Annotated in this window: 3 protein-coding genes; all 3 read right to left on the reverse strand. The window is 54.4% G+C overall.

Annotation, left to right across the window (positions count from 1 at the left end; genetic code table 11):
• On the reverse strand, window positions 1-786 hold a 786-nt coding region (locus ACI4N7_RS08145; protein ID WP_439732861.1), incomplete at its 3' end, for a TIGR02452 family protein.
• Window positions 787-843: 57 nt separating this feature from the next.
• On the reverse strand, window positions 844-1299 hold the full coding sequence (locus tag ACI4N7_RS08150) for a hypothetical protein (RefSeq protein ID WP_439732862.1): 456 nt from the start codon (window positions 1297-1299) through the stop codon (window positions 844-846).
• Between the two features lie 132 nt (window positions 1300-1431).
• Entirely contained in the window at window positions 1432-3291 is a 1860-nt protein-coding gene (locus tag ACI4N7_RS08155) for an esterase (protein ID WP_439732863.1), read from the reverse strand.
• Window positions 3292-3366: the final 75 nt, after the last annotated feature.

The following is a 3366-nucleotide window of genomic DNA, read 5'->3' on the forward strand; positions in this document are numbered from 1 at the left end:
GAGATTTTCCTTTCCGCCGGGGCAGTAAACGGCAAAAAGGATGGAGTCAAAAGCCAGGCGGAACTGCTCTTCCACCAGCACTTGCCGGAAATCAGAGGCCACCTCTTCCGGCGGATTGAGAAACACGCCGCAGCCCCAGGCGCCAAGGGTAAGAGTATGGTACCCCTTCGCAGCGGCCAGGGACAGGAAGGAGCGAATACGCCCTATTCGTGCCTGGCGGATTTCCTCGGGGCGCATGCGGCCTGCCGGACCGCGGAGATCCGGCGCCGGCGCCGTGATGACTGCCGTTTTGACAGGCGGGCCGAAAAGGGAGGAGCCGGAAGAATCGCTTTTTCGGAAAATTTCTACTTCCGGAGAAAGGAGAAGGGCATCGGAACCGTATATATCGGCCCTTTTTCTGTTGTATGCATAGTAGGCTTTCGCATGAGGGCCGGACAGGGAAACATAGAGGGTGCTTTCCCGGCAGAGCGCCTCTTCCTGGGAAGAGGCGCCGTAAAGGTAGCCGCCGCCGGGGGTGAAGGCGTTGGCAAAGTTCAATACGGCCTCTCCTGCGTGCTCCATGGTATCGCCTTCCACAACGGCTATGTGCCCCTGCTTTTTCAGGGGATGGCTTCGGACGGCTTTCTCCAGGGCTTCCAGCTTTTCCGGACTGTAGATTTCAGCCTGCTGCAGCCGGGAAAGGGGCAGGGAAAAATGAAATACCCTGCCCCCGGCTTCATAGCATCCATCCTGTATGATTTTTTCATTTTCCCTGGCAATCCGCAGGTTTTGCATTCTGGTATTCATAACATTCTTCCCGTTGGACGGTATCTATCAGCGGACCGGTGACCGGCGCCGGCCGCACTATTCCACCCAGTCCCTGAATTTTTCCACCAGTTTTCTGCAGGCGATTTCAGAAGCATGGTAGGCATCCTCGAAGGACGCTCCCTTGTAGGGGTTGGCAATGCCTCCCTCATAGCCGGCATAGGTGGAAAGGAGAGAAATCTTATTATCCACGTCCCCGCCCATGGTGTTGAAGAGGCGGGGGTCCTGGGGATTGTCCATGAGATAGATGTAGTCGAACTGGTCATAGGTGCGCCATTCCAGAGCCATGGGCTTCTTGTTCGTAAAGGGAATCCCATGGGCGGCAAGGACAGTGAGGCCGTCAGTGCAGAGGGGGGAGCCTTCCTTTTCCAGACGGGCGGAGGAAACGTAGATTTTTTCTTCCAGTCCTGCTTTTTTTACCATATGTTTCATAATAAATTCTGCCATAGGCGGTTCACCGCTTCCGGTATGGGAGATAAAGAGAAGCTTAATCATAAGAGGCTCCTTTCTGCTGGGAAATCATGAAATTTTATATTTTTATTATATAACATTCCTGTAAAAGAAAAGTAAAAGAAGCACCGTACGCGGGTGCTTCTTCTGGAGAGACAGACAGGAATATTCCTGCAGTTAGAGATTTTTCAGCCGGTTCAGGTCTTCTTCTGCTTCCGTATAGCCGGCATCCACCGATTTCTGGTACAGCTCTTCGGCTTCGGCGGTATCTTTGGTGCAGCCCAGTCCTTTTTCATAGAGCCTTCCCAGTCTGGTCATGGCCGGTGCGCCGATGATGTCGGTGCGCTGGGCGGCGCGGCTGTAAAGGGTGAAAGCCTTGGCATAGCTCTGGGGGACACCGTTTCCCTGTTCGTACAGTTCGCCTAAAAGCCAGGTGGCGGTGACATCGCCTTTATCGGCGGATTTCCTGTACCATTCGGCAGCCTTCCGGCTGTCCTGTGTGACGCCTTTGCCGTTGGCGTAGAGAAGGCCTATCCAGCGGCCTGCCTTCATATGACCCATTTTCCAGGCTTCCTGGAAGAGGGCCATGGCTTTGGCGTAATCGGGACGGGCACCCTGGTAGCAGCCGATACCCATGTCCAGGTAGTTTCCGCCCAGGGAGCGCTTTTCATTTTCCGTGAGGGAGCCTTCGGAAGGAAAAGCGGGAGTGCCGTCTTTTGTCTGGGTAAAGAGCCAGTCCCTGATGGGGGTGATGTTGTAGGCAATGGTCCAGGTGTACATGTGATTGCCTTCTGCGAAGACGGAATAATTGATGGGGCAGCCCTGCTGCATCATGGAACCGGTGAGGTGTTTCCATTCTCTGCCTTCGGAATGGCTGTCCCAGAGATCAGCGGTGGCTACCGGCGTGCCCAGACTCTGCCAGAGCTTCACGGCGCTGTTCATGCCGGGATAGGCTTTGGTATCGCCTTCCGATACGAGGATCCACAGGTTCTTGTTCTTCAGCGCTGCCATTTCCTCTACGTTCCACTGGCAGGCCACCAGGTACTGGGCAGCAAAAAGGTCAGGATACCGGTCGCTGATGGCAATATTGGCCATGCCGCCCTGGGACTGGCCGGTGCCGTAAATACGGTTCTTATCTACATGATAGGTCCGGATGATGTGCTGGATGGTGTCATAGGCCAGGGTAAGACCGGGAGTCCATTGATTTTCATCGGTGGTCATCATGCCCAGGGAGTCGATGAGGTCCTTGGAATAATGAAGGACAAGCACAATGGAGGGGTGTTTATCCTGCTCTTCCCGAGAGGCCCAGATGGTGCCGCCGTTTCCCTGCACCAGGGACAGCTTGGTATCATTGGTATCCGCACTGGCGTCAGGAATGAAAACAATGAGGGGGTAGTCTTTTCCGCTTTCATATCCTTTGGGGAGATAAAGATGGTAGGGCATGGAGGCGCCGGTGACGGGATCCTTGTACAGCCCTTCCCGGAAGCCTTTGAGCTCCGGTTCATCAGCAGTGGCGGTGTAGACCGTTTCCGAAGGAAGATAGGGAATGCCCTTGGTATCCCAGACCATGCCGGTCTGCTTCAGGGAAAGGGACAGATCAGGAAGCGTACGGTCGCTGTTCATGGGGGCGTCTACTCCCCTGCCGCCATGGTCATCGCCGTTTTCAGGATGAGCGGGGAGCGGCTTGTCTGACTGGGGATTGGTATTGGTCAGGCTGAGAATGACATAGGGGCCGGCACTTTCCCCGGAAGCTTTGTCAGGAGACGTGCTCACGGCAGCCGAGGCAATGGTCTTTCCTTCGATGCTGAAATCGGAGGTGGAAAGAGAAGCGCTGTCAATGGGCGTAGGATATTTGACGGTGACGGAAGAAATGGCTTCTCCGAAACCGTAATTATGAGCTTTGGCGGAAACAGAAGAGAGAGCCCTGGGCGCCGGCGCTTCTTCACCGGCGGCCTGCACAGGCATGGCGCTGACAGCAGGGAAGGCGCCCAGACAGCAGAGAGACAAAAGAAGGGAAAGTTTTATTGAATTTTTCATCATGGAGTCCTTTCTGGGTATAAATATTTCGGATATCCTATTTTATCACAAAGAGATTATTATGAGTAAGTATTT

It is taken from the genome of Dialister sp. (assembly GCF_051885895.1).
Taxonomy (GTDB): domain Bacteria; phylum Bacillota; class Negativicutes; order Veillonellales; family Dialisteraceae; genus Dialister.